We start from the raw sequence: 25729 nt of genomic DNA, 5'->3' as shown, positions 1-25729 counted from the left end.
CGCGCGTACGGACGCGGGTGCGAGTGCCGTCACGGACGCGGGCGCGAATTCCGGCGCACCGCGTCGGTCGGGGCCGCGGACGGGCCGCTAGCCGGTCAGCAGCCCGCGTGCCAGCCGCGCCGTCTCCGACGGTGTCTTGCCGACCTGCACTCCCGCCGCCTCCAGCGCCTCCTTCTTCGCCTGGGCGGTGCCCGACGAACCGGAGACGATCGCACCCGCGTGACCCATGGTCTTGCCCTCGGGGGCGGTGAAGCCGGCGACGTAGCCGACGACCGGCTTGGAGACGTTCTCCTTGATGAAGTCCGCGGCACGCTCCTCGGCGTCGCCGCCGATCTCGCCGATCATCACGATCAGATCGGTGTCCGGGTCCGCCTCGAACGCCTTGAGGGCGTCGATGTGCGTCGTGCCGACGACCGGGTCGCCGCCGATGCCGACGCAGGTCGAGAAGCCGATGTCGCGCAGCTCGTACATCATCTGGTACGTCAGCGTGCCGGACTTCGAGACCAGGCCGATGCGGCCCGGCTTGGTGATGTCGGCCGGGATGATGCCCGCGTTGGACTGGCCGGGCGTGATCAGGCCGGGGCAGTTGGGGCCGACGATGCGGGTCTTGTTGCCCTTCTGGGAGGCGTAGTCCCAGAAGTAGGCCGTGTCGTGCACCGCGATGCCCTCGGTGATGACGACGGCGAGGCCGATGCCCGCGTCGACAGCCTCGACGACGGCGTCCTTCGCGAACTTCGGCGGGACGAAGATGACGGTCGCGTCAGCGCCGGTGGCCTCCATGGCCTCCTTGACGCTGCCGAAGACCGGCACCTGCGATCCGTCGAAGTCGACGGTCGTTCCCGCCTTGCGCGGGTTGACGCCGCCGACGATGTTGGTGCCGGAAGCAAGCATCCGCTTGGTGTGCTTCTGGCCCTCGGAGCCGGTCATCCCCTGGACGATGACCTTGCTCTCCTTGTTGAGGAAGATAGCCATGGTGTGTCGATGTCCTCGCAGATCTCGGTCTCGTCCGCTTACTTGGCGGCCAGCTCGGCAGCGCGGTCGGCCGCACCGTCCATGGTGTCCACCTGCTGCACGAGCGGGTGGTCCGCGTCCGTGAGGATCTTGCGGCCCAGCTCGGCGTTGTTGCCGTCGAGCCGCACGACCAGCGGCTTGGTGACGTCCTCACCCTTGCTCTTGAGCAGTTCGAGGGCCTGGACGATGCCGTTGGCGACCGCGTCGCAGGCGGTGATGCCGCCGAAGACGTTGACGAAGACCGACTTCACGGCGGGGTCGCCGAGGATGATCTCCAGGCCGTTCGCCATCACTTCGGCGGACGCGCCGCCGCCGATGTCCAGGAAGTTGGCGGGCTTGACGTTGTTGTGCGCCTCGCCCGCGTACGCGACGACGTCGAGGGTCGACATGACCAGACCCGCGCCGTTGCCGATGATGCCGACCTGGCCGTCAAGCTTGACGTAGTTGAGGTCCTTCGCCTTGGCGGCGGCCTCCAGCGGGTCGGCCGCGGCCTTGTCCTCGAGCGCCGCGTGATCCGGCTGCCGGAACTCGGCGTTGGCGTCGAGCGAGACCTTGCCGTCCAGCGCGATGACCTTGCCGTCGCCGGTCTTCACCAGCGGGTTGACCTCGACGAGCAGCGCGTCCTCGCGTACGAAGACGTCCCACAGCTTCTTCAGGACCTCTGCGACCTGGTCGACGAGCTCGGCCGGGAACTTGGCGGCCTCGGCGATCTCGCGCGCCTTGGTGTCGGTCACGCCCTCGATGGCGTCGACGGGGATCTTCGCGAGCGCCTCGGGCTTGGTGGCGGCGACCTCTTCGATCTCGACGCCGCCCTCGACGGACGCCATGGCGAGGAAGGTCCGGTTGGTGCGGTCCAGCAGGAAGGAGACGTAGTACTCCTCCGCGATGTCCGCGGTCTCGGCCAGCATGACCTTCTGGACCGTGTGGCCCTTGATGTCCATGCCCAGGATGGCCCTGGCCTTCTCGACGGCCTCCGCGGGGTCGGAGGCGAGCTTCACACCGCCGGCCTTGCCCCGGCCGCCGGTCTTCACCTGCGCCTTGACGACCGCGCGACCGCCGAGTCGCTCGGTCACCTCGCGCGCCGCCTCGGGCGTATCGATGACTTCGCCGGCCAGAACCGGTACGTCATGCTTGGCGAAGACATCCCTCGCCTGGTACTCGAACAGGTCCACGCGCGTACGTCCCCTTAATCAGTGGTTCGCGGTTGTCAGCGTGTCAGCGTGATCATGGGCGTGCCGCGTGGCCGCGGCGTCACGACGAGGCGCGGCATGTCCGCCTTGCAGGTTAGCTCCGCGCATGAGCGGTACATAAATTCCAGCTCACACCTGGGCGGTGACACCGGTCACAGCGGCACGTACATGTTGTGCGGACGGAATCTACGCTTCCCGCTGCCGTATTCGCACGCCGAACCCCACGACGACCACGCGAACGACCACCACGCCGGGCAGCCACCCCGCCAACCACCGTCGCGCCGACCACCGTCGGGCCTGTGGCACTCCGAACCGGGTCGCGTCCGCTGCCGGCCGGCGCTTTGCGAGCGCGCGGGACGCGACCCGGTTCCGTACGGTCAGAGAGCCGGAATGCCCGGAGTGACGGGCAGCGCCGGGATCGAGGACGGGATGACGCCGATGCTCGGGACGCCCGGGACCAGTTCGGGAATCCAGATCACGAGGCCTTCCGGCAGCCCCGGCGCGGACGATGGGGCTGCCTGAGCCGCGATGCGGGACACAGCGCCCAGGTCCTTGTCCGAGGGAGCCGACGGCGCCTCGGACACGGTCTCACCGGCCTTCTGCGTGACATGGCTGATCGCCTTCCCTGCGCCTCGCGTTGCCCCGTTCCCCGTCTTCTTCTGGTCCTGCGCGATGCTGCCGGTCCCGTGGAGGAAGTGCGGGGTGCTACGCGTCGCGTCCTCGACGGTTCCGGCGGTGCCGGTGGTGTCGCCGACGGCCGCGGCCGCGTCCTCACCCACGCCCGTACCCGCCGGTGAACCGTCCCCGGAAGCGCTGTCCGCGGACGCGTTGCCGGCGCCGAGCGCCAGCAGTCCGGCAGCCGCCGCGAGGACGAATCCGCGGCCAATGCTCCTGCTCATGTGCATGGTTACCTCGATTGACAGTCCGTTGGTGGTGAAGCGATGAGGGATGAGTGGAGACGCGGGGTGGCCCAACCCCCTTGGCAGGCCACCCCGCGCCCCCTTACCGGCGGCTCAGAGGCCGGCCGGCACCTGGGAGGCGACAGGCGGCCCGGGGATGTTGGCCGGGTCCGTGAGGTCGCGCTTCGCCGGGGCGGTGATGAGGAGCCGCACGTCGGTGACGACGTGGGAGGCCATCTCGTCGGCGTTGCCGTGCACACCTGTGCCCAACTCGTGCGCGTACGGCAGGGCGTCGGAGGCGACTCCCGCGCCGAAGGCGCCCAGGTGCCCGTTGACGTCGTGCGCCAGCACGTGCGTGCGGTGGTAGGTGCTCTCCGCGAAGGGAGCAGTGGTGGCGGAGGCGCAGTCGACGGTCACGGCGGCGTCCAGAGCGACCTGGTAACCGAGGGCGCGCACCTGAAGCGCGGCGCCGCGGGCGACGGGCGGCAGCACCGCGCCGCTCACACCGTCGATGACCGGGTGTGCGGTGGCGACGGTGTTGCGGACCTTGCCCGCTGTTTCCTGCGCGTGCCCGGCCTTGAGCTCGTCGGTCAGCCGCTCGGGACGCAGGCCTGCGACGGCGAGACCGCCGGTGAGGTCGCCCGCGGACGGGGTGCCGGGCACCGCCGGGACGTCCGGACGCGGAGCGGCGGGCGCCGCGGGGACGGCAGGCGTCGCGGGAACGGTGGGCGTCGCGGGGACGACGGGAACGGCAGGCGTCGCGGGGACGGCGGGGACCACGGGCAGGGCCGGGGCGGGCAGCGTGTGCGCCGGCAGGTGGCCGGAGACGGAGCCGACACCGGGGACGGCGGGGACGGCGGGTGCCGCGGGAACGGCTGGGACGCCCGGAACCGCAGGCACCACGGGCAGGGCCGGCGTGGCGGGGCGGAGGTCCTTCTGGGCCTCCTTGACGGCCTTGCTCGCGCGTCCCGTCCGGTCGTACGCGGCGCTCGCGGCGCCCTTCGCACCGTCGACCGCACCGGTGACGTCCGCCGCGTCAGTCGCGTCCGCCGCGTCCGGAAGGCCTGTGGGCAGGTCGCCCGTCGGCAGGGTGTTGGTGGGCAGGCCGTTCTCCGGGATGCCCTTGCTGGGCAGCTTCCCGGTGACCCCGCGGGTCACGTCCTCGACGGTTCCGGTGGCGCTCTTCACCGTGTCCGTCGCACCGCGGACGGTGCCGGCGACGGTGCCCTTGCCCGCGTCACCGGCCTTCTCCGCCTTCTCGACGGCGCCGCCGGCCAGGCTGCCCGCGCCGGAAGGCACGGGCAGTTCGGCGGCCGAGGCGCCTGCTGTGGTCAGCGCCCATATGCCGGACGCGGCGGCAGCGACCAGGAGGGAACGTCGGATGTTCTTGCGCATGATGACGGAAGTCCTTCGAATTCAGGGGATCTTGGGCCCTGGACGCCTGCGGACGGATCTCGTTCGCGCGGATCCTGAACCGGGCTCCGGGGCTCCTTGCTCGGGCGGACCTGTCCACCCCCGCGTGGCAGGTCGTGCGCAGCGCACGCGTTACGCGTCACGCACTGCGCAGCGGGTGGAAGAGCCCGCCCTAGCCGGGGAATTCGAGGACGTCGCCTGCGCGGTCACGCGTCGGCGTACCGTCCGCGGCGCGCGCGGCGCCGGGCTGAAGCGGCCCGGACTTCCCGGCGCCGGATGTGACGGCGTCGGACTGCTGCGGGCCTCCGCGCTGGCTCTGGCTGTCGCCAGCGTGCTGCGACGTGCCGGGTGCGGGCGCGGCGGGTGTGTGGTGGACGGGGGACCGGTCGGATGGGCCGCCTCCGCCGCTGCCGGGGACGCCCTCGTCTGCGTCGGTGAGTGTCGCGGTACCGGGAAGGGACGCGCCGAGTGCGATGCCCCAGTCGCCGTGCGTGCGCGGTCCGTTCGCGCGGTCGCCGGAGGCGTCGCCTGCTGCCGTGCCGGTCGCGTCGTCCGCTTCTCCGCTGCCCGCGGAGCCGCCGCCCTCGCCCGGCCCGCCGCCAGCGACGCCGTCGCCGAGCTCTCCGAGGCCGAGACGCGCGGGCAGTTCGTGCAGGCCCTCCGCACCGGTGACACCCTCGACGGCGTCGCCGACGGGACGAGTCACTTCGGCGGTACGGCCGGCGCCTTCGGCGACCGGGCCCACGGCATGCGATGCCGTACGGGCGGCGGCACGCCGCGCCGCACTCCGCTCCTGCTCGGCGAGTTCGGCCTCTTCGGCCTCGGTGAGACCGTGCTTCGTCTTGCCGGACGGGCCGGAACGCGAATCGCCGGCGGGGCCTGCCTGCTTGCCGGACTTGAGCGCCGCGGACGGTGCGCCCGACGCCACCCGTCCGTCGTGATCCGTGGCGGGAGCGGCCTGTGCGCTGCCGCCGAGGACGAAGGCGAGCGCGAGGAAGCCGCCGAGGAAGAGCAGCGTCAGCACAACCCGCCGCGCAGCGGCCGCGTGCGGCGGGCGCACGGCGGCAGGCACAGCGGAGACTGCTGACAAGGCGGAGACCTTCCAGATGGACCGGGAAGACGGACGCAGGCTGCTCGGGGGCCACAACTGCCCGTCAGGAGACCTGCGTTCCGGACAACGGAGATCCTTGCACGGTGGCCGGTCACCGGCGCAACTGCCCTTACAACTTGTTCACCTTCTGGTCACAGCGCTCCGTCCCGGACGGGATGCGGCCGCGCGGGCCCTCGCCGCACTCGTCGGCCTTCGCCTCAGTCGCCGGCGCTCGCCCAACTCGTCGGTCGCTCGCCTCACCCGTCCGGGACCGGGAGCGGCCGCTTCTCGACGGCCGCCGCCATCACCTCCGGGAAGTGGTCGGGCGTGCAGGCGAAAGCGGGGACTCCGAGGGCGGCGAGCGCGCCCGCATGGGAACGGTCATACGCGGGCGCGCCCTCGTCCGACAGCGCCAGCAGCGCGACGAACTGCACCCCCGCCGCCTTCATCTGCGCGACCCGCCCCAGCATCTCGTCGCGTATGCCGCCCTCGTAGAGGTCGCTGACGAGGACTACGACGGTCTCGGCGGGGCGGCTGATCTGCGACTGGCAGTACGCCAGCGCCCTGTTGATGTCGGTACCGCCGCCGAGCTGTGCACCGAAGAGCACATCCACCGGGTCGTCGAGCTCGTCGGTGAGGTCGACGACGCTGGTGTCGAACACGACGAGGCGCGTGTTCAGCGAACGCATCGAGGCGAGCACAGCTCCGAAGACCGACGCGTGCACGACGGACGCGGCCATGGAGCCCGACTGGTCGACGCAGAGGATGACGTCCTTCTTCACACCGTGCGACGCGCGCCCGTAGCCGATGAGACGTTCCGGGACGACGGTCCTGTGTTCGGGCAGATAGTTCTTGAGGTTGGCGCGGATCGTGCGGCCCCAGTCGATGTCGCGGTGGCGGGGACGGTGCACCTTCGCGGAGCGGTCCAGCGCACCGGTGAGGGTGGAGCGGGTGCGGGCGGCGAGCTTCCTGTCCAGCTCCGCGACGACCTTGCGCACCACAGCCCGTGCGGTCTCCTTGCTGGTCTCCGGCATGGCTTCCTTCAGCGAGAGGAGCGTGCCGACCAGGTGCACGTCCGGCTCCACCGCCTCCAGCGTCTCCGGCTCCAGCATCAGCGCGGAGAGGTCGAGGCGCTCGATGGCGTCGCGCTGCATCACCTGCACGACGGAGCTGGGGAAGTACGTCCTGATGTCGCCGAGCCAGCGGGCCACTTGGGGAGCGGAGCCGCCGAGGCCGCCACCGCGCTCGCGCCCCCGCCCGTTCGCCCGGGCGTCCGGGGGGCCGCTGCCGTAGAGCGCCTGGAGCGTACGGTCCATGGCCGCGTCCGTGCCGCCCAGCTCGTATCCGGTGCCCTCGTCGGAAGCGTCCGCGCCGCCGAGCACCAGGCGCCAGCGGCGGAGCCGTTCGGCCGCCGGGGCGGGGCTGGGGCTGGGGCTGGGGCTGGGGCTGGGGCTGGGGCTGCCGAGGTTCCCCGTCATACGGGCGCCTCCTCGTCGTCTGTCTCGGATTCGCGGTCCGTCGCCCCGGGTTCGCGGTCCGCGTGGCCCTTCTGGTCCGTACGCTCCGGCCGGTGAGCGCCGTCCGCCGGGTGCGGCGGCGGGGCCGGGGGCGGCTGACCGCCGGCTGTGCCCGGCTCCGGCCCCGCCTCCGTGACCAACTCCGGCATCAGCAGGCGCAGCGTCGGCAGAACGGCCGCCGCGCGGGCCGCGTCGAGTCCGTGGCCGAAGCCGGGCCGTACCGGCCGGAGCTGCGCCGCCTGACCGCCCACGCCCCCAGGCCCGTCGAACGCTCCCCCGGTGGCCGTCGCGGCGGACAGGCCGCCACGCCGCACCAGTTCGCCGACCGTGCGCCGCACACCCGGCTCGAACTCGGCGAACGTGCGGCGCAGCAACGGCAGTACGTCCTTGAAGGCGTCCTCCGGCACCGACGACAGCCAGCCGTCGACGAGCGCGAGCAGCCGCTCGTCGTGCACGAGCAGCATTCCGCCGCCCCCAAGGAAGCCCTCGATCCATGCCGCCGCCTCCGGCGGTGCCGTGCCCGGCGAGAGCGCCAGGCCCATCAGCCGGGCGGCTTCCTTGTGGGTCAGCCGGCCCTCGTCCAGCAGCAGCCGGACGCAGCGGCCACGGATGAGACCCGGAATCCGGTCGCGCGTGGCGAGCCTGCGCAGCGCTGAGCGCCAGCGCGTCCGTATGTCGCTCCCGGCGCCGTCGCCCCGGGCATCGTTGGCGCCCGCCGCCGGCGCGTCCACTCCGTGCGCCGCGTCCGCCGCGTCCTGCGATTCCGGCGGAGACGCCTCGGCCGTCGCGGGCGGACGCTCCGCCCCCGCCTGGGCCAGAAGGGCCATCGAGCGGTGCACCGCGTCGATGTGGCCGCGCATCCGCTCCGCACCGTCGGCGTCCAGCCCGGAGCAGGCGGGCGGCAGCCCCACGCATACGCGCTCGGCCAGCCCCTGCGCGACGTCGGTGAGCGCCGCCGAACCGGTGCCGCGCACATTGCCGTACCTGACCGAACGCACAAGTGCCGGAAGGGCCTCGGCGAGCCGGCCGACGTCCGCGTCGAGCGCGGCACGGTCGGCCAGCGCCCGCATGACGACCCCCAGGGCGCCCGGCAGCTCCGCGAGCAGGCAGTGTTCGGCGAGGGCCGTGACCTCGGCCAGGACGGTGGCCTCGGCGGCCTGCGAGACCGCCTTTGCCGTGGCCGCGCTCTCCACGGTCGTGCCCCACACCCCGGCTTCGGCCGTACGGACCGCCAGCTCCGGCTCCCAGCGCAGCCGCCAGCTCTCCCGGAACGTGCCGGTGCTGCCGGTGCGTGAGCGGGCCGGCACCGCCCAGTCGATGCCCAGCAGGCGCAGCCGGTGCAGGAGACGGCTGCGCGCCGCGTCCGTCTCCTTGCGCAGGTCGAGGTCCAGCTCCCGCTCCGAGGCCTCCGGTTTGAGCCTGAGAGAGCGCTGCTGCCGTTCGACGTCACGCTGGAGCGGAACCGCGGGTGCCCCTTCCGGCACCTCCCCCAGTACGTCTCCGACGATGAGCTTGTCCCGTACGAGCGCGAGCGGCACGTCGGAGCCTTCGCACATCACGGCCCGCACGGCGTCGATCGTCTCGGCGAGACCGGCGACCGGTCTGCCGCGCATGGCCGCGAGCGAATCGGCCAGCCGGACCGCCTCGATGACGTGCGCCGACGAGACGCCGTGGTCCTCGTCGCGCAGCAGGCGGGCCACCTTGGTCATCCAGCGCTCGACGACGCGGTCGGGCGAGGCGAAGAGGTGCCCGTACCAGCCCGGGGAGGTGATGCCCGCGCCGTAACCGCTGCGGCGGGCCAGGCGGCGGTGCGTCCAGGGGACCCATGTGATCTCGGTCTTCAGCTTGGGCAGGCCCCTGAGCAGGCGCCTGTCGTCCGTGGCCCTCGCCTGCGCCGCCAGGGCCGGAACGTGCCACGCTCCGCAGACGGCCGCCACGCCGCCCGCTCCGAACTCCCGGACCGCCTCGCGCAGTCGCAGCCGCATGTGCGCCTCGCGTATGAGGTCGCGCCGGTGCTCCCGGCGGCCTCCTCCGGTGCCGTGCTGCTCGCGCAGTGCGGCCATGGCCTCGCCGAGGACGGCGAAGGGTGCGTACGGGTCGGAGCCGGCCCGCGCCGCGCGGTGCTCCACCACGTCCTCCCACCACTCTTCGGCGTCGTCGTAGCCCGCGGTCTCCGCGAGCACGGCCAGCGGATCGACGCGCACCGACCCGTCCGTGCTCCGCGGGCCGCCGCCCTCCGCGCCGTCGCCGTCCTCGTCGCCGTTCGCTCCCCCGCCCTCGTCGCCGAGAGCGGCCCCGCCCCCGTCGCCGTTCGAGTTCTCGTCACTCCCGCCCGCTCCGTCCTCGTCGCCGAGAGCGAGAGCGTGGGCCGCGGGGAGGTCCATGAAACGGACGGGGAGGCCGTGTTCCAGCGCCCATCTCACGGCGACCCACTCCGGGGAGAACCCGGCCAGCGGCCAGAACACCGCGCGGCCCGGCTCGTCCGCGGCGTGGGCCAGAAGCGCCACCGGCGGGCGCATCGTCTCCTCCCCGGCGAGCGCGATGATGCCGTCCGCCTCGGGCGGCCCCTCGACGAGCAGCACCCGCGGCCGCCTCGCCTCCAGCGCCGCCCGCACGGCGCGCGCGGACCCCGGACCGTGGTGCCGTACGCCCAACAGCAGCGGTGCGCCACCCCGTTCGGCCCCGGGCACCGCCGTGCCCGCGTGACCGGTCGTCACGGGGAGGCCTCACGGCAGGCGCGGTAGAAGTCCTTCCAGCCGTCCCGTTCCCGTACGACCGCTTCCAGGTACTCCTGCCACACCACGCGGTCCGACGCCGGGTCACGCACCACGGCGCCGAGCACTCCCGCCGCCACGTCGGCCGCCCGCAGCACGCCGTCGCCGAAGTGGGCCGCGAGCGCCATGCCGCCGGTGACGACGGAGATCGCCTCCGCCGTGGAGAGCGTCCCGGACGGGGACTTGATCCTCGTACGCCCGTCGGCGGTCACGCCGTCGCGAAGCTCGCGGAAGACCGTCACCACCCGGCGTATCTCCGCCGTGCCGTCGGCCGCGGACGGCAGTTCGAGGGAGCGGCCGAGCTGGTCGACCCGGCGCGCCACGATCTCGACCTCCGCCTCGGCCGACTCGGGCAGCGGCAGAACCACGGTGTTGAACCTGCGGCGCAGGGCGCTGGAGAGCTCGTTCACCCCCCGGTCCCGGTCGTTGGCCGTGGCGATGAGGTTGAAGCCGCGCACCGCCTGGACCTCCTCGCCCAGCTCCGGCAGCGGCAGCGTCTTCTCCGACAGCACGGTGATCAGACTGTCCTGCACGTCGGCCGGGATTCGCGTCAGCTCCTCGACCCGCGCCGTGCCGCCCTCCGCCATCGCGCGCATCACCGGGCTGGGCACCAGGGCCTTGCGGCTCGGACCCTCGGCGAGGAGCTGGGCGTAGTTCCACCCGTAGCGCACCGCCTCCTCCGAGGTGCCCGCGGTGCCCTGGACCAGAAGCGTCGAATCCCCGCTCACCGCTGCGGCGAGGTGCTCCGAGACCCAGGTCTTGGCCGTGCCGGGCACACCGAGGAGCAGCAGCGCGCGGTCCGTCGCCAGCGTGCTGACGGCGACTTCGACGAGGCGGCGCGGCCCCACGTACTTGGGCGTGATCACCGTGCCCCCGGGGAGCTCACCGCCGAGAAGGTACGTGCAGACCGCCCAGGGCGACAGGCGCCAGCGCGCAGGGCGCGGCCTGTCGTCCGCGGCGGCCAGCGCGCGCAGCTCCTCGGCGAAGGCGTCCTCGGCATGCGGCCGCAGCGCGGACGGCGCCGCCTCGAACCCGCCGGACGAATCGGTCACAAGTCCCCCTCCACACATGGCCTTCGACGTGCTCACCAGCCTGCACCCCACCACTGACAGTCACCTCGTCCACCCGCTCCGAGCTGCGGAGAAGGGTTGCGTGACGCACGGTGGGCGACGGTCGTCGGGGCGATTGTCAGTGGCGGCTCGTACGGTCGGGACCATGACTGGACAGGGGGTCCGCTGGACGGCGGAAGAGGTGCTGGCGCTCGCTCCCGACGACGCGTCGCGCCGAGCCGGCAGCAAACTCTCCGCTCCGGGCCCGTGGTCGGAGGCGGGGTCGGGCGCGGGTGCCGTGTGGGGTCTGTGCGAGGGGAGCGGACGCACGCCGTACCGCACGGTGGTGGATCTCGGCGGAGACTGGCAGCGGCCCGCCGGGGGCGCGGAGGGCCCGGGCAGCCCTCTCGCCGGGCCGAAGGGGCCGGGATACAAGTGCAGTTGCCCCAGCAGGAAGTTCCCGTGCAAGCACGCGCTGGGGCTGCTGCTGCTCTGGGCCGGTGAGCCCGCGCAGCCCGGCGGGCAGCCGCCTGAGTGGGCCGGCGAGTGGCTCAGCGGCCGCCGGGAGCGCGCCGTCCGCGCCGCCGCCTCCGGTGAGACGGACGGGGCAGGCTCCGGGGACGCGGACCCGGCGGGGGCCGGGCGCGCGGGCGGCGGACGCCGAGCCGGCCGGAAGGCCGCCCGGGCCCGCGCCGGGCGGAGAATGCTGCGCGTCACGGCCGGCGCGACGGAGCTCGAGGAACGCCTCTGCGATCTGCTGCGCGGCGGTCTCGCCGGCGCGGAGCAGGACGGCGGGCAGTGGGAGGAGACGGCGTCCCGGATGGTCGACGCGCAGGCTCCCGGTCTGGCCGCACGCGTGCGGGAGTTGGGCGCCGTCCCGGTGTCCGGCCAGGCGTCCGCGCAGGCCGAGGGGGGCTTCGGAGGCTGGCCCGCGCGGCTGCTGTCGGAGTGCGCGCTTCTCCATCTGCTGAACCGGGGCCTCCTCGCGCTGGACGGCCTGCCGGAGCCGCTCGCCGCGACGGTCCGTACGAGAGCGGGCCTCACGGTGGACTCCTCGGAGCTGCTGTCCGCGGACTCCGACTCCGAGAAGGTGCGGGACGAGTGGCTGGTGCTTGCACAGCGGGACACCGAGGAGGGGCGCCTGACGGCCCGGCGCATATGGCTCCGCGGCCTCGGTACGGGGCTTCCGGCGATGCTGCTCTCGTACGCGGCGGGGAGCCGCACGCACGCACAGACCCTCCCCGTGGGCTCGGTGACCGACGCGGAGCTCGCCTATCACCCGGGGGCGCGCCCGCTGCGCGCCGCGCTGGGCGAGACGTATGCCGCAGCTGTCGCAGGCCCGGTACCCGAGGGGGGCACGGTGACCGACGCGCTGGTCTCCTACGGGCAGGCGCTGGGTGACGACCCCTGGCTGGACGCCTGGCCCGCGGTGCTGAGCGGTGTCGTCCCGGCACTCGGTCCGTGCGACGAGGGCCACGGAGTCACCCGTCGTGGTGACCGCGGCGGGGGCCCCGGCGATGGCGCCGGCGGCGGCCAGGGCGTTCGTCAACTGGCGGACGCCGACGGCGAGTTCGCGCTTCCGGTCGCGCCCGGCGTTTCGTCCACGGCCCTGTGGAGGCTCGCGGCGATATCGGGGGGCCGCCCCGTGACCGTCTTCGGGGAGTGCGGGCACCGGGGCTTCGCCCCGTACACGGCGTGGAGCGAGGGAGAGGCGGTGCCGCTGTGAGTACGACGCTGCGCACGGGAATACCGGCAGAGCTGCGAGAAGACGCGCGGCCCCGGGTACGCGCCCGGCTCCGTTCCGGGTGGGCAGCCGCCCGGTGGAGGGGGGAGCGATGACCGCCACACCCACCCCGGCCGACGCGGCCCCGGCCCCCGTGGCCGCGTTCCCGGGAGCCACCTGGGGGGAACTCGTCACGGCCGCCCTGCTCGGCAGCGAGCGCCGCACGCCACCGGGCGGCAGTCCCGCGGCCCTGCTGGATGCGGCGGCGGTGGAAACCGTCCGCCACCGTGCCGGTCTGCTGCCCGCGTCCGCTGGTCCCCGCCCCGAGCCCGCACCCCTGGATGCGCGGCCCGCGCTGCCCGCCCCGGCCGCGCGAAGGCTGGCGATGCTGCTCGCCGGGCGCGCGGCGGACACGGGGACGGGGACGGGGACCGCGGGCGGACGGCGGAGCACGGCTCCCGACCTGACCGAGCTGCTGCCGCAGTGGCTGTCCGCGGCCAACGGGCACGGGTACCGCGCGCCGGACGCACAGCTGCCCGCGCTGCTGGATGCCGCCCGTGCCCGCACCGGCCTCCGCGCGGAGGCGCTGGCGTTCGCGGGGCCCCGAGCGCTGTGGCTGGCGCGGCTCAATCCGGAGTGGAGGTTCGCGCTGCGCAACACCGTGCCGCACGTGGCGCAGCACCCTGCCTCTGCCCCCGCCACGGAAGGGCAGCCGGGCCAGGACTCGCCGGAGGCCGAGGCCGGCCCGGAGCACACAGCGGTCCCGGAGGCCGAGGCCGGACGGCTCCGGGAGGCCGGACGGCTCTGGGACGAGGGCCTGTTCGCGGAGCGCGTCGCCCTGCTCTCCTCGCTGCGCCGCCGGGACCGCGCGGCCGGGCTCGCCCTGCTCGCCGGCACCTGGGCGACGGAGCGGGCCGAGGACAGGCTGATGTTCCTCGACTCCTTGCGCGAAGGCCTCTGCCCCTCCGACGAGGACTTTCTCGAACAGGCGCTCAGCGACCGCTCCCGCACGGTGCGTGCGACCGCTGCCGAGCTGCTCAGCACTCTGCCCGGTTCCGCGCTCGCCGGCCGCATGGCGGCCCGTGCCCGTACGTACGTCACGCAGGACCCTCTCGCGACGACGCCGCGCATAGCGGTCGAGGCTCCGCACGAGTGCGACGCCGGCATGCAGCGCGACGGCGTGGTGCCCAGGCCGCCCGCGGGCCGGGGCGAACGGGCGTGGTGGCTGGGCCAGTTGGTGGAGGCGGCGCCGCTGTCGGCGTGGTCCGGCCAGTTCGGGGGGCGCAGCCCGCAGGAGATCGTGGGTCTCCCCGTCGCCGACGACTGGAAACAGGATCTGCACGCAGCCTGGTGCCGTGCCGCGGTGCGGCAGCGCGACGCGGAGTGGGCACGGGCGCTGATCGGGCAGCCCACGTCGCTGCCCCCGGAGGGGGCAGGGGATGCGGCCAGGCTCGTCGCCGTGCTTCCAGCGGGGGAACGCGCCGCGTGGGCCGCGGGTTTCATCGAGGCACACGGCCTGTCGGACGCCTTCCGTGTGCTCGGAATGTGCGAGGTGCCGTGGGACGAGCCGCTGGGCAGGGCCGTTGTGGACGCCCTGGAGATCGCGCGGGACGCCGGCAGCTATCCGTGGAGCTTCAGCGGTGTCCTGGGCCTGGCCGAGCGCTGCCTCCCGCCCTGCGACGCCGCGCGGCTGGAGCCGCTGGCGGCGGTGCCGGACGAGCCGGAAGGAGGTTCGCCCGGTGCGGGGGCCTACTGGGCGGAGTCGTTCCAGCGCCTCGTGGCGACTCTGCGACTGCGCGCGACGATGCACGCCGAACTGCGCGGAGCGGAACCTGCTGAAACCACGGAACCCGCGGGGGAAGCAGGAGACGCAGAAGACGCGGTCCGGGAGCAGCGGGAGTAGAGGGCGGGCACGGCGGAGCGACGAGGAAGCCGACGCGAACGGCGGGCAGCGGCCGGCCGACAGCGGTGACGGTGGGGTCAGGCAGCCAGGCGTCCGACGTTGGCCCTGATCCATTCGACGACCTCGTTCGTCGTCGCACCCGGGGTGAAGATCTCGGCCACACCGCTCGCCTTCAGAGGGGCGATGTCGTCCTCGGGGATGATGCCTCCGCCGAAGACCTTGATGTCCTCCGCGTCCCGCTCACGCAGCAGCTCAAGCACCTTCGCGAAGAGCGTGTTGTGGGCGCCGGAGAGGATGGACAGGCCGATCGCCTCGGCGTCCTCCTGGATCGCGGTGTCCACGATCTGCTCCGGCGTCTGGTGCAGCCCGGTGTAGATGACCTCCATGCCCGCGTCACGCAGCGCCCTCGCGATGACCTTGGCCCCGCGGTCATGACCGTCGAGCCCCGGCTTGGCGACCACCACGCGGATCGGACCCGACACACTCATCACTGCCTCCATCTCGACGGTCCCCTCACGCCTGGCGGCGTGGGAGGTGCCCCCACTTCGGGCTGGTTCCACGACGGCCCTTCGTCATCCGCGAAGGCCGTCCGCGGCTGCCGGAGTGAACGAACGTTATCCCCAGCATCCCGCACCCGGGCGCTTCCGCTCGTGAAGGGAGGGCGAAATCACACGGCGGCGACGCCCCGGGGCAGCGCCCGTTCCTTCCCGGCCGTCCCCGCACCCCGGTTCCCCGGCTCCGGCCCACACCCCCGGGCTCCGGCCCCCGCCCCACACCTCCGGCTCCGGCTCCGGCTCCGACCTCCCACCCACGGCTCCCGCTCCGGCAGGAATCGGATCGGTCCCCGTACCGCGTTCCGGCCAAAACGCCCCATCCCAGCCGCACATGGACACGTCTTGACGTTTCCGCTCGCATCAGCCGCAATCCGCACCGCAGTTGGGGCACATCGACAGCGGCGACCGGAGCCCCTCATCCGTCTCCCGGTCCCACCCGACCCCCACTAGTTGTCGAACATTCATCGAACGCCAGGCCAAATACGGGTTCGTAGGACCCCGAAAGGCGACCGAATGCCCGTTTCTCCGATCCCTAAAACCTGTTGAAGATTGTCGTCCTCACGTACCGCCGGGTACAGTCACCGCACTGCTCCGCCCTTGCTGTCGAGGCGAAAGAGAAGTTGGTGGTGAACGAAGGTCACCCGTCGGGAAGCTCATTCCCGGCCGATACCTCTCCCGGCTTCTCGTACGCGGCCCCCGGCGCCGGACAGTACGAGCACCCGGCGCACGGCATCTACACACAGCAGGGCCACGGCCAACAGGCCGCGTACGACGGTTACTCCACAGGCAGCTTCGACCACCACGGCTTCGCCTACGACTCCTACGACCAGGACCCGCTCTTCGGTTCGATGCCCGGCTCGGACGCGGCGACCGACGGCGGCGCCTGGACGAGCGGCACCTACGACGCCTACTCAGGCCACGTCGGCACGTACGACACCGGTTACACCGCGGGTGCTTACGACAGCGGCACCTACGCGACCGTCGGTTACGACACCGGCACGTACGACACGGACGCCGCCTGGTCGAACGCCGGGTTCCCGCACACCGCCGACGTCGCCGACGGAACCGGCCCGGGCCAGGCGGACTTCGGCTGGGACAACGGCGGCCAGTGGGACACCTCCCAGTGGGACGCCTCCCAGTGGGAGAACGGGCAGTGGGAGACCGGAGGTCAGTGGGACTCCCAGGACGCCAACGGCACCTGGAACGCCTACGGTTACGACCAGACGGCCGCCGCCCAGGGCCATGACGGTGCCGCGGCGGGCACCTTCGAGGCTCACGAGGCGTACGAGTCCCTGGACAGCTACGATCCCGGGGCCACCGAGACGTACGCCGCCCTCGACCAGCAACTCCCGTACGACGAAGGCGCGTTCGCGCACGCCGGTGCGCCCGACGCCACGGCGGCGCTCCCGGCCTTCGACACGTACGACGGATTCGACTCACACGCCACGTACGACGGCTACGACGAATACGACGCCTACGGCGCGGACTCCCCCGCACACGCCGACGACGGCCTGCACGCTCCCGGCGACGCCGAGACCGACTACGGCCCCGACGCCCCGGCCGGCCTGGGTGTCCCCCGGATCCGCCAGAAGCAGGACCTCACGGTCGCGAACCTCCCCGGCCGGCGACGCTCCCCCAGGCCCAGGCGTTCAGCACTGCTCACCGTCGCGGTCCCGTCCGTCGCCGTGATGGGCGTGGCAGCCGCGGCGGCGGCGTCCGTCACGACCGCCCCGCAGGATGACACGACGACGCAGGCCTCCGCCGACGTCCCGGTCAAGCCCGCCAACAAGAAGCTCGACACCCAGCTCGCCGGACTCTCCGCCGACGCCGACGACTTCGCCGACCGGGCCAGCCGTACGCAGGAACGCCTCGACCTGCAGGCCCGTCAGGAGGCGGAGCGCAAACGCAAGGCGAAGGAGGCCGCCCGCAAGGAGGCGCTGCGCCCGAAGTTCGCGCTCCCCGTCAAGGAGCACGGTCTCAGCGCCACTTACGGCCAGGCCGGTCTCAACTGGATGTCCGTCCACACGGGGATCGACTTCCCCGTCAGCGAGGGCACCCCCGTGATGGCGGCCACCGACGGCACCGTCACCACCAAGTACGACGTGTCCTTCGGCAACATGGCCGTGGTGACCGCGCCCGACGGCACCGAGACCTGGTACTGCCACCTGAGCAGCACCAAGATCCGCGCCGGTCAGGTCAAAGCCGGCGACACCATCGGCTACTCCGGCACCTCGGGCAACTCCACAGGCCCGCACCTGCACTTCGAGGTGCATCCGGGCGGCGGCGAGGCCATCGACCCGCTCCCCTGGCTGCGCGGCAAGGGCCTGGAGCCGAACTAGGACGTACGGCAGCCCTGCACCCGCGAAGGCGGCACAGCGACCCGCTGCCCGCCTCGCGCCGCAGCCGGTTACAGCTTCTGCACGGGCGCGTACCGCAGCAGCAGCCGCTTGGGCTTCTCCCCGCCGAAGTCGATCGTCGCCTCCGAACTGTCGCCGCTGCCCTTCACCGCGACGACAGTGCCGAGCCCGAAGCTGTCGTGCGTGACCCTGTCCCCGGCCGACAGCGAGACGACGGGACGGTCCGACGTACGCCGTGTCGCGAAGCCGCTCGGCCCGCCACGGCGCTGCGCGCCGCCACCCGCGCCCGCTCCCGCGCCACCGGGAGCCGTGAACGCCCCGAGGCCCGAACCGATTCCGCCACCGCCGCCGGCGCCGGCTCCGGCAGCCGGTCCCCTGCGCTTCCAGTCCACGTAGTGGTCGGGGATCTCCTCCAGGAAGCGGGACGGCGGGTTGTAGGAGGGCTGCCCCCACACGCTCCGCAGCACCGAGCGCGTCAGATACAGCCGCTTGCGCGCACGCGTGATGCCCACGTACGCGAGCCGCCGCTCCTCCTCCAGCTCCTTGGTCTGGCCGAGGGCCCGCATGTGCGGGAAGACGCCGTCCTCCATGCCCGTGAGGAAGACCACGGGGAACTCGAGGCCCTTGGCGGTGTGCAGCGTCATCAGCGTGATGACGCCGCTCTCCTCCCCCGCCTCTTCGTCAGGGATCTGGTCGGAGTCCGCGACGAGAGCGACCTGCTCCAGGAAGTCGGCGAGCGTGCCGGGCTCGTCCTCGCCTCGCTCCTGCTCGAACTCCAGGGCCACGGCGGCCAGTTCCTGCAGGTTCTCCACGCGCGTCTCGTCCTGCGGGTCCGTCGAGGACTGCAGCTCCGCGAGGTAGCCCGTCTGCTCCAGCACCGCCTCCAGCACGGTCGCGGGCCCGGCGCCCGACTCGACGACCGTCCGCAGCTCCTCCATGAGCACGTTGAAGCGGCGCACCGCGTTGGCCGAGCGGGCGGCCATCCCGTACGCCTCGTCGACGCGGGCGAGTGCCTGCGGGAAGCTGATCTTCTCGCGCAGCGCGAGCGCTTCGATCATCGCCTCGGCGCGGTCGCCGATGCCGCGCTTGGGCACGTTGAGGATGCGGCGCAGCGGCACCGAGTCCTCCGGATTGGCCAGGACCCGCAGATACGCCAGTACGTCACGCACTTCGCGGCGCTCGTAGAAGCGGACACCGCCGACGACCTTGTACGGCAGCCCGACGCGGATGAAGACCTCTTCGAAGACACGCGACTGGGCGTTGGTGCGGTAGAAGACCGCGACGTCCCCCGCCCTGGCCTCGCCGTCGTCGGTGAGCCGGTCGATCTCGTCGGCGACGAACTGCGCCTCGTCGTGCTCGGTGTCCGAGACGTAGCCCGTGATGCGGGCGCCGGCACCGGACTCCGTCCACAGGTTCTTCGGGCGCCGGTTCTCGTTCCGCTCGATGACGGCGTTGGCGGCGCTCAGGATCGTCTGCGTGGAGCGGTAGTTCTGTTCGAGGAGGATCGTCGTGGCGTCCGGATAGTCCTCCTCGAATTGGAGGATGTTGCGGATGGTGGCACCGCGGAAGGCGTAGATGGACTGGTCGGCGTCGCCTACGACACACAGCTCGGCGCGCTCCGGGACCGGGCTGCCGCCTTCTTCCGCTTCGCCGTCTTCCTCCGGCTCGTGTCCCTGCCCGGCGCCCGACGCCTCGCCGGTGCCGACGAGCTCGCGCACCAGCATGTACTGGGCGTGGTTGGTGTCCTGGTACTCGTCGACGAGGACGTGCCGGAAGCGGCGCCGGTAGTGCTCGGCGACATCCGGGAACGCCTGGAGGAGATGGACGGTCGTCATGATGATGTCGTCGAAGTCCAGGGCGTTGGCCTCACGCAGCCGCGCCTGGTACATCGTGTACGCCTCGGCGAGAGTTTTCTCATAGTTGTCCGAGGCCTGCCCCGCGAAGTCCTCCTCGTCGATCAGCTCGTTCTTCAAGTTGGAGATCTTCGCGCTGAACGCCTTCGGCGGATACCGCTTCGGGTCCAGGTCGAGGTCCCGGCAGACCAGCGCCATCAGCCGCTTGGAGTCCGCCGCGTCGTAGATCGAGAAGGACGAGGTGAAGCCGAGCTTCTTGCTCTCGCGGCGCAGGATGCGTACGCACGCGCTGTGGAAGGTGGACACCCACATCGACTGCGCGCGCGGCCCGACCAGCTCCTCCACGCGCTCCCGCATCTCGCCCGCCGCCTTGTTGGTGAAGGTGATGGCGAGGATCTGTCCGGGGTGCACACGGCGTGCGGCGAGGAGATACGCGATGCGGTGAGTGAGCACACGGGTCTTGCCCGAGCCGGCACCCGCGACGATCAGCAGCGGCGAACCGGTGTGCACGACGGCCGCCCGCTGCGCCTCGTTCATCTCCTCCAGCAGCGCCGCCGCGTCGAGGACCGTACGAGGCGAGCCGCCCCTGTGGTACGAGGCCGAGCCCCCTCCCCCGGAGCCTTCGGCCTGGACGGGAGTCCCCCCGGCGGCACCGGGGGGCGTGCTCCCAGCGGGCCCGCCGGGGTCAGTTGGGCCGTCCTGTCCGGAGGAGTCGTCCTGCGCGCGCACGGGTGCGAGGTGGGCGAGAAAGCTGTCGTCGAAGAGGCTGCTCATCGTCGGAGAAGTCTAGATTGCCGAGCCGACACCCGCTCCGACACCCGCTCCGACATCCGCCGCGACACCGCACGGCCACCTTCCGCCGGGGATAACGAACAGATATCGGACGTATCACCTAACGGCCTTCACAGACGCCGCACATCTCGCTACCGTGCCGTCCCAGGCGGTCCGCACCAATCGCCGGCGAAAGCGTCGGCACGGGCCGCCTCCGCCTAATCCGGCGGCCGCCCGGCGGTCATCCGCCGAGCCGCAGCAGGAGCCGGGGACCCACCGCGCACGCGCGAGGAACGGCGTACGCACCCGGGGTGAATCGGGAAGTCGCACCGCGGAAGCACCGCGAACGACCCGTAGGGCAGCCTTCCGACGGCCCGAACCCGTCAGCTAACCCGGTAGGCGGTTCACGGAAGGAGTTGCCGGCCTTGGCGTCCCACCGCAAGCCGCGCACCCGGATACTCAAGTCCGCCTCGACGAAGCGCGGAGTCATCGGCGTCACCACAGCCGCACTCGCCTCCGTCTCGCTGCTCTCCCAGAGCGCGCAGGCCGCACCGGACGACGGCAAGCCGTCGGTCTCCGAGGTCAAGAAGAAGGTCGACAAGCTCTACCAGCAGGCCGAGGTCTCGACCCAGAAGTACAACGAGGCCGAGGAGAAGACGGACGCCCAGCGCAAGAAGGCGGACAGATCCCTCGACGAGGCCGCCGAGCGGACCGCGAAGCTCAACGACGCCCGCCGCGAACTCGGCAACTACGCGACCGCCCAGTACCGCACCGGCGGCATGTCGGAGACCGCGACCCTCCTGCTCACCGAGGACCCGCAGCAGTTCTTCCAGCAGTCGCACATGCTGGACCGGATGAGCGGCCGTCAGAAGGAAGCCGTCGCCGACTTCGAGAAGCAGCAGAAGGCGGCTCAGGCCAAGCGCGAGAGCGCCACCGAGGAACTGGCCTCACTGGAGGCCTCGCAGAAGGCGCTGAAGAAGAACAAGCGGGAAGTGCAGGACAAGCTCTCCGAGGCCCGCCAGCTGCTGTCGAAGCTGACGGCCGAGGAGAAGGCCCGACTCGCGGCGATCGAGAAGAAGAAGCAGGAAGAAGCCCGCAAGGCCGCCGAACGCGCCGAGGAGGCGCGCGACGAGGCCGGCAAGGGCGGCGGCTCCCAGACGGCGCAGGCCCAGAAGGTTCTCGCGTACGCGAAGAAGCAGCTGGGCAAGCCCTACGTCTGGGGCGCGACCGGCCCGAGTTCCTTCGACTGCTCCGGCCTCACGCAGGGTGCGTGGAAGGCCGCCGGCATCTCCCTCCCCCGTACGACGTGGGATCAGGTCAAGATCGGCACGAAGGTCGCCAAGTCGGAGATGAAGACCGGTGACCTGATCTTCTTCTTCGACGACATCAGCCACGTCGGCATCTACGTCGGCAACGGGCAGATGATCCACGCGCCGAAGCCGGGCGCCGAGGTGAGGTACGAGTCGACGGGCAACATGCCCTTCCACTCGGCGGTTCGCCCGGGCTGACCGCCCGGCCGCGCGGCGTTCGTCCCCTCCGTCACGTCCACAGGACGGCGATGAAGATGTTCGCCGCCGTCAGCGCGCCGACGGTGCCGAAGAGGGACGAGGACACCTTCTCCTCGTCCCTCTTCACGTACACCAGCCCGAGAATCACCACGAGCAGCGCCAGCTTCACGCCGATCTTGACGTTGTTCACCGGGCTGCCGTCGGCCTGGTTGAGGCCGACGAGGACCATCCCCGTCACCAGCATGGTGAACGCGCCGTGCAGCATGCCCGGCACGAAGCGGGCCTCTCCCGCACTCATCGCCTTCATCTGGAAGAAGAAGCCGCCCAGCAGGGCCGCGATGCCGATGATGTGAAGGCCGACGAAGACATGTATGAGTACGTCCATGGCCAGGGAGCCTAGCGCTGTGACCGGAACCGCCTGCGTCACGGGGCGGGGCGCCGCCCACCGGGGCCCGGGTGGCGCCTCACCAGCGCACCGGCAGCTCCTTCACACCCCGCATCAGCATCCCCGTCAGCCACCGCAGCGAGGACTCGTCCGCGTCCGCCGCGATGTCCGGGCAGCGCTCCAGCAGCGTACGGATCGCGATCCGTCCCTCCAGGCGGGCCAGCGGCGCGCCGAGGCAGTAGTGCAGGCCGTGACCGAAGGCGATGTGGCCGCGGGCGTCGCGTCCGATGTCGAAGCGGTGCGGGTCCTCGAAGCGCTCCTGGTCGCGGTCGGCGTCGGCCATGGCGATCAGGACCGTCGAGCCGGCGGGCACGGTCACCCCGTCCAGGTCCACGTCCTCCAGGGCGAGGCGCTGGGTGCAGGTCTCGACGGGGCCGTCGTAGCGGAGCATCTCCTCGACGGCACCCTCCAGCAGCCCGAAGTCCGCGCGGAGCCGGGCGAGTTGGTCCGGGTGCGCGAAGAGGGCGCGCATTCCGTTGCCGATGAGGTTGACCGTGGTCTCGTGGCCGGCGATGAGCAACAGCACGCACATGCCGATGAGTTCGTCGCCGGTGAGCCGGTCGCCGCCGTCGTCGACCTCCTGGATCATGGCGCTGAGCAGGTCGTCGCCGGGGCTTTCCCGCTTCGTCCCGATCAGCCGCGCGAGATAGGCCGGCATCTCCTCGTACGCGCGGGCCTCCTCCTCCGCGCTGGTGGGCGCGACGACCGCGTTGGACCAGCCACGGAAGGTGTGACGGTCGAGTTCGGGTACGCCGAGCAGTTCGCAGATGACCGTCATCGGCAGCGGGAAGGCGAAGGAGGCGATCAGGTCCGCACGCCGCTCGTGGTTCTCCAGCATCGCGTCGAGCAGTTCGTCGGTGATCTGCTGGACGCGCGGTCCGAGCGCGGCGATCCGGCGCGGCGTGAACGACCCCGCCACCAGGCGCCGCAGCCGGGTGTGGTCCGGCGGGTCCGTCGTCAGCATGTGGCCGACCGCCGGCAGGTCGGGGTTGAGGATCTGCCCGATGCCGCCGTGGTTCTGCCAGTCCCGGCTGAGCCGTGGGTCGGTGAAGGCCCTGCGGCACATCTCGTGCCCGACCACGAGCCACAGCTCTCTCCCGTCGGGCACGCGCACGTGGTGCACAGGTGCCTCGGCGCGGAGTGCGGCGTAGACGGGGTAGGGATCGCGTACGAAGTCGGGGCTGACCTGGGTCAGTTCGACGATGCCGTCGGCCGCCATGTGTCCCCTCTGCTCTTGGGTCCCGGGAACGCTAACCGCCGTAACTCCGGCTCAAGAACAGCAATTTCGGACAATCGTCCACGCCTCGCCCGTCTCTCCGAGGCGTTCGGAGTACGGCCCGTCCACCGCTCGCTTCCCGCCTCACACAGCCGGGTGACGAAGGCGGCCCTGCCGTTCGCAGCCCCCTCTCCGTAGGGCACAATTGCGCCTTTCATGAACGGTGTTTGAGAGGCGGGGTTGCACAGTGGCCGTGGACACGGCACGGGACGGCACGAGCGGCGGCGGCGAAGGCGACGAGACCGTCCCGCTCCAGAAGTCCGTCCCCGCGGGCACCCCTTCGGGCGCCCACTCCGCCTCCTGCACATGCGGCGACTGCCCGCACGGCGCCCGTGAGGGTCACCGGCGGGCGCGGGACGACTTCCGCCGCCGTCGCGACGAACTCGCGGCGGGCAAGGGACTTCCCGCCGCTCTCGCGCACTCGGCAGGGGCCTCTCGCCAGTGGGTCTCCGACGAGCTCACGAGGGCGGCCCGTACGGTCGCCGAACGGGCCCGCGACGAGGGCGCGATCCGGCTGGCCTCGCTCTGGCGGCACACCGTGATCGCCGCCTGGGGCGCCGTCGGTGTGCTGCTCGTGGGGCAGTTGCTCTCCGCGCTCGCCGTGGGCTGGACCTCGGGACGCACCGCCTCGCTGATCGCGGCCGTGATCGCCGCGGGCGCCGTCTCGCTCGCCGCGTATCTGCACCGGGCGCGCGGCGGCGCGCTGGCCCCGCTCATCGGTGAGGACAACCGGCTCTCCACCTCCCGCACGGTGGCCGCGGCCTGGGTGCTCCTCGCCGTGTACGACATCCTCGTCCTTGCCTTCGAACTGGCCGGGCGCTCCGGGCAGTCGGAGCGCCGCGAGCTCATCGCCGGGCTGGAACTCTCCCGGGGCGCGGGGCTGTTGACCGTGCTCGCGCTGAGCTGTGCCATAGCGGTCTTCGTGCGCCGCACCGTGACGGTGCGCGTGCAGCACCAGCGCCTGCAGAAGGTGCGTGCCGAACGGCCCCGCGCCGCCGACCTGCTCACCGACGACGCCGGCCGGGGCTCCTTCTGCGACGTCCAGTACGTGCTGGTGAGCGGCGTCGCCGTCGTCTTCGCCTGCGTCCGCCTGGCACGGCAGCCCGACCAGCTGCCCGACCTGCCCTGGAGCCTGGCGCTGCTGGTCGTCGTCTCCGCGGCCACGTACCTCACGGGCAAGTACGCCGAAGGCGGCCGTCCCGTGGTGCTGTCGGTCGTAAGGGCCCGCGAGATCGGCGATCTGCACGCGCCGATCCGTACGGGCGACGACATCGAGATCCGCGGCGCGGGCTTCGTGCCGCCGGGCGCGGGCGAACCGGACCGGCTCTCCCGGATGGTCGTCCGTGTCGGTGCGGTGCACGTGCCGGTCCCGCTGATCCCCGCCGGTGACGGCTTCTCCAACCCGGCGGACGCGACACTCACCGTGCCGGTGCCCGTCGAGGTCGAACCGGGCCGGGTCGAGGTCCAGGTCGTCACCGCCGCGGGTGTCGAGACCAACCGCTACCCCATCGACGTCGCCGACTGACGCCTGCGGGACCGGACAGAGCCACGGCGGCCACGGGACACCGTGGCCGGTTGGTCCCTTCTGTCACGAATGCGCCCTCACCAGCGGAACCTTCGCCCCTGGATGGCGACTGAGATCGTTCAGAGAGGGTGTACGCGCGGCCACGGCCGCGTACCGTAGCGACTCGACTCCAGCCCAGCCGAACGTGCATGCGGCACAGGCGGCCACTACGGAAGGGGACGTGTCATGTCTCTGGCGGATCAGACCAGGGCAGTCGGCAGCGATGTGCCGGTCAGCGGCCCCCCGGGCAGCCTGCGGGCCAGAGCTTCCAAATACGCGCTGCTCCCCCTCCGGCTCTTCCTCGGCGTCACGTTCATTTACGCGGGCCTGGACAAGCTCCTTCTGAACAAGGAGTTCCTGTCCGGCAAGGGCGGAGATTCGCTGGCCACGGTGCTGGAGTCGTCACGCGACGCCGCGGCGATCCCGGCGATGATCGATCTCGCGCAGAACGACCCCAAGGCGTTCGGCATAGCCATAGCCGCCGGTGAAATCGCCGCGGGGCTGGGCGCGTTGGTGGGTCTGTGGACACGGCTCGCGGCAGTCGGAGGCATGCTGATCTCGTTGAGCCTGTGGCTGACGGTCAGCTGGCAGAGCGACCCGTACTACTACGGCAACGACCTGCCCTACATGATGGCCTGGGTGCCGCTGATCTTCGCGGGGGCGTCGGTGCTCTCGCTCGACATGGCGTTCTCCCGCCGGCGTCGCCGAAAAGGCAGGCACATCTTCGGCTGAGCGGCGAGTGCTGAGCGCTGAGCCACAAACGCAGAGCCACTGAGTCGCTGAGCGCTGCTGCACACAGGCCGAGGCGGGTGTACGGCTCCGGGTTCCCCCG

18 protein-coding genes and 1 riboswitch are annotated in these 25729 nt (G+C 72.1%); of the genes, 6 read left to right on the top strand and 12 right to left on the bottom strand.

The window, feature by feature from the left end; all coding sequences use genetic code 11:
• Positions 1–87 precede the first annotated feature (87 nt).
• From sucD to AN215_RS22225, 8 genes are all read right to left on the bottom strand, one after another.
• Positions 88–972 carry a succinate--CoA ligase subunit alpha gene (sucD, locus tag AN215_RS22260; RefSeq protein ID WP_070011512.1) on the bottom strand — a complete coding sequence of 295 codons (885 nt, stop codon included), beginning with the start codon at positions 970–972 and terminating at the stop codon, positions 88–90.
• Between the two features lie 38 nt (positions 973–1010).
• Positions 1011–2183 carry an ADP-forming succinate--CoA ligase subunit beta gene (gene sucC, locus AN215_RS22255; RefSeq protein ID WP_070011513.1) on the bottom strand — a complete coding sequence of 391 codons (1173 nt, stop codon included), beginning with the start codon at positions 2181–2183 and terminating at the stop codon, positions 1011–1013.
• Between the two features lie 395 nt (positions 2184–2578).
• Positions 2579–3100, bottom strand: coding sequence for a hypothetical protein (locus AN215_RS22250; protein ID WP_070031232.1), 522 nt, complete (start codon positions 3098–3100; stop codon positions 2579–2581).
• Positions 3101–3214: 114 nt separating this feature from the next.
• Positions 3215–4495 (bottom strand): hypothetical protein, encoded by a 1281-nt coding sequence (locus tag AN215_RS22245; protein ID WP_070011515.1) that lies wholly within the window; start codon positions 4493–4495, stop codon positions 3215–3217.
• A 190-nt stretch (positions 4496–4685) separates the two neighbouring features.
• The gene (locus AN215_RS22240; protein WP_139140773.1) at positions 4686–5603 is read right to left on the bottom strand and encodes a hypothetical protein; all 918 of its coding nucleotides are present in this window, start codon (positions 5601–5603) and stop codon (positions 4686–4688) included.
• Positions 5604–5860: 257 nt separating this feature from the next.
• Positions 5861–7081, bottom strand: coding sequence for a VWA domain-containing protein (locus AN215_RS22235; RefSeq protein ID WP_079123320.1), 1221 nt, complete (start codon positions 7079–7081; stop codon positions 5861–5863).
• On the bottom strand, positions 7078–9837 hold the full coding sequence (locus AN215_RS22230; protein ID WP_070031231.1) for a DUF5682 family protein: 2760 nt from the start codon (positions 9835–9837) through the stop codon (positions 7078–7080). Before AN215_RS22230 ends, AN215_RS22235 begins: the two co-directional genes overlap by 4 nt.
• Positions 9834–10946 carry an ATP-binding protein gene (locus tag AN215_RS22225; protein WP_420856177.1) on the bottom strand — a complete coding sequence of 371 codons (1113 nt, stop codon included), beginning with the start codon at positions 10944–10946 and terminating at the stop codon, positions 9834–9836. The genes AN215_RS22230 and AN215_RS22225 overlap by 4 nt, the downstream gene beginning before the upstream one ends.
• A 163-nt stretch (positions 10947–11109) precedes the next feature.
• Between AN215_RS22225 and AN215_RS22220 the strand changes: the two genes are divergently transcribed.
• Complete coding sequence (locus AN215_RS22220) at positions 11110–12669, top strand: SWIM zinc finger family protein (RefSeq protein WP_070011518.1); 1560 nt, start codon at positions 11110–11112, stop codon at positions 12667–12669.
• A gap of 109 nt (positions 12670–12778) precedes the next feature.
• Positions 12779–14569, top strand: a complete 1791-nt coding sequence (locus tag AN215_RS22215; protein ID WP_070031230.1) for a DUF5691 domain-containing protein — start codon at positions 12779–12781, stop codon at positions 14567–14569.
• Positions 14570–14646: 77 nt separating this feature from the next.
• On the opposite strand, the gene icmB is transcribed toward AN215_RS22215, so the two are convergent.
• Positions 14647–15057 (bottom strand): coenzyme B12-dependent isobutyryl CoA mutase small subunit, encoded by a 411-nt coding sequence (gene icmB / locus AN215_RS22210; RefSeq protein ID WP_070011578.1) that lies wholly within the window; start codon positions 15055–15057, stop codon positions 14647–14649.
• Between the two features lie 692 nt (positions 15058–15749).
• On the opposite strand from icmB, the gene AN215_RS22205 reads away from it, so the two are divergent.
• Complete coding sequence (locus tag AN215_RS22205) at positions 15750–17462, top strand: M23 family metallopeptidase (RefSeq protein ID WP_079123319.1); 1713 nt, start codon at positions 15750–15752, stop codon at positions 17460–17462.
• A 68-nt stretch (positions 17463–17530) separates the two neighbouring features.
• Here AN215_RS22205 and pcrA read toward each other — a convergent pair whose 3' ends face one another.
• On the bottom strand, positions 17531–20107 hold the full coding sequence (pcrA, locus tag AN215_RS22200; protein ID WP_070011520.1) for a DNA helicase PcrA: 2577 nt from the start codon (positions 20105–20107) through the stop codon (positions 17531–17533).
• A gap of 233 nt (positions 20108–20340) precedes the next feature.
• A riboswitch (cyclic di-AMP (ydaO/yuaA leader) is annotated at positions 20341–20522 on the top strand.
• A 7-nt stretch (positions 20523–20529) separates the two neighbouring features.
• Between pcrA and AN215_RS22195 the strand changes: the two genes are divergently transcribed.
• Positions 20530–21612, top strand: coding sequence for a C40 family peptidase (locus AN215_RS22195; protein ID WP_070011521.1), 1083 nt, complete (start codon positions 20530–20532; stop codon positions 21610–21612).
• 31 nt (positions 21613–21643) lie between these two features.
• Here the strand turns inward: AN215_RS22195 and AN215_RS22190 are convergent, their stop codons facing one another.
• Positions 21644–21997 (bottom strand): hypothetical protein, encoded by a 354-nt coding sequence (locus tag AN215_RS22190; RefSeq protein WP_070011522.1) that lies wholly within the window; start codon positions 21995–21997, stop codon positions 21644–21646.
• A gap of 79 nt (positions 21998–22076) precedes the next feature.
• Complete coding sequence (locus tag AN215_RS22185) at positions 22077–23276, bottom strand: cytochrome P450 family protein (protein WP_070011523.1); 1200 nt, start codon at positions 23274–23276, stop codon at positions 22077–22079.
• Between the two features lie 244 nt (positions 23277–23520).
• On the opposite strand from AN215_RS22185, the gene AN215_RS22180 reads away from it, so the two are divergent.
• Both AN215_RS22180 and AN215_RS22175 read left to right on the top strand, forming a co-directional pair.
• The gene (locus AN215_RS22180) at positions 23521–24858 is read left to right on the top strand and encodes a hypothetical protein (RefSeq protein ID WP_070011524.1); all 1338 of its coding nucleotides are present in this window, start codon (positions 23521–23523) and stop codon (positions 24856–24858) included.
• Between the two features lie 225 nt (positions 24859–25083).
• A complete protein-coding gene (locus tag AN215_RS22175) occupies positions 25084–25629 on the top strand; it encodes a DoxX family membrane protein (RefSeq protein ID WP_070011525.1) in 546 nt (181 codons plus the stop codon).
• Positions 25630–25729 lie beyond the last annotated feature (100 nt).

This window comes from Streptomyces abyssalis (genome assembly GCF_001751365.1).
Classification (GTDB): domain Bacteria; phylum Actinomycetota; class Actinomycetes; order Streptomycetales; family Streptomycetaceae; genus Streptomyces; species Streptomyces abyssalis.
The sequence above is the reverse complement of the archived record's forward strand: the minus strand, read 5'-3'. Positions and strand labels throughout refer to the sequence as shown.

What these genes read in the sequence shown, in the direction of transcription:
- AN215_RS22190 (WP_070011522.1), bottom strand. Translation starts at nt 21,997, where the DNA reads ATGGACGTACTCATACATGTCTTCGTCGGCCTTCACATCATCGGCATC.
- icmB (WP_070011578.1), bottom strand. Translation starts at nt 15,057, where the DNA reads ATGAGTGTGTCGGGTCCGATCCGCGTGGTGGTCGCCAAGCCGGGGCTC.
- AN215_RS22215 (WP_070031230.1), top strand. Translation starts at nt 12,779, where the DNA reads ATGACCGCCACACCCACCCCGGCCGACGCGGCCCCGGCCCCCGTGGCC.
- AN215_RS22185 (WP_070011523.1), bottom strand. Translation starts at nt 23,276, where the DNA reads ATGGCGGCCGACGGCATCGTCGAACTGACCCAGGTCAGCCCCGACTTC.
- AN215_RS22175 (WP_070011525.1), top strand. Translation starts at nt 25,084, where the DNA reads ATGTCTCTGGCGGATCAGACCAGGGCAGTCGGCAGCGATGTGCCGGTC.
- sucD (WP_070011512.1), bottom strand. Translation starts at nt 972, where the DNA reads ATGGCTATCTTCCTCAACAAGGAGAGCAAGGTCATCGTCCAGGGGATG.
- AN215_RS22235 (WP_079123320.1), bottom strand. Translation starts at nt 7,081, where the DNA reads ATGACGGGGAACCTCGGCAGCCCCAGCCCCAGCCCCAGCCCCAGCCCC.
- AN215_RS22220 (WP_070011518.1), top strand. Translation starts at nt 11,110, where the DNA reads ATGACTGGACAGGGGGTCCGCTGGACGGCGGAAGAGGTGCTGGCGCTC.
- AN215_RS22245 (WP_070011515.1), bottom strand. Translation starts at nt 4,495, where the DNA reads ATGCGCAAGAACATCCGACGTTCCCTCCTGGTCGCTGCCGCCGCGTCC.
- pcrA (WP_070011520.1), bottom strand. Translation starts at nt 20,107, where the DNA reads ATGAGCAGCCTCTTCGACGACAGCTTTCTCGCCCACCTCGCACCCGTG.
- AN215_RS22250 (WP_070031232.1), bottom strand. Translation starts at nt 3,100, where the DNA reads ATGAGCAGGAGCATTGGCCGCGGATTCGTCCTCGCGGCGGCTGCCGGA.